The following is a 658-nucleotide window of genomic DNA, read 5'->3' on the forward strand; positions in this document are numbered from 1 at the left end:
GCCTGCACCTCGCCCAGCGGCCGCTGGTTGAGCTCGATCTCGAAGTTCACGTTGCGCAGCCGGTCGTAGCGCGCGATCTCGGACGGGCCGCTGGCGATCTCGAGCGTGGCCACGTTGGACAGTGCCACCGGGCCGCGCTGGCCGGGCACCGGCAGGCGCGACAGCAGGTCGAAGTCGCGCCGCGCGTCGTCCGGGAGCCTCACCACCACCGGCACCTGGCGCTGGCTCAGGTTGAGCTTGGCCAGGTCCTGGTCGTAGTCGCCCGCGGTGGCGATGCGCAGCGTGTCGGCGATGTCGGCCGAGGTGACGCCCAGGTCGGCGGCACGCGCGAAGTCGGGCCGCACGACGAGTTCGGGCCGCACCAGGCTGGCGGTCGAGGTGACGGCGCCGACGCCCGGCAGCGTGCGCAGTTCGCGCTCGACGACACGCGCATGCTCGGCCAGCGCGGCGCCGTCCTCGCCGGCCAGCACCAGCACGTACTTCTCGCTCGACGACCCCAGGCCCACCTGCACCCGGGCGCCGGGCACGGCTTCCAGCGCCGTGCGCAGCTCGGCTTCGATGTCCTGCTTGCTTAAGCCCTGGCGCTCGCTGCGGTGCGTCATGTTCAGCGTCAGCACCGCGGTGCGCACGTTGCTGCCGCCGCCGAAGGCGAAGGGGT

General features: G+C 72.9%; 1 protein-coding gene. It reads right to left on the reverse strand.

Annotated elements, in window-relative coordinates; genetic code table 11:
• Positions 1–658, reverse strand: a 658-nt coding sequence (locus tag CKO27_RS24015) for an efflux RND transporter permease subunit (RefSeq protein ID WP_200377421.1), incomplete at both ends; no start/stop codon positions are given.

It is taken from the genome of Thiocystis violacea, assembly GCF_016583575.1.
GTDB classification, from domain to species: Bacteria; Pseudomonadota; Gammaproteobacteria; order Chromatiales; family Chromatiaceae; genus Thiocystis; species Thiocystis violacea.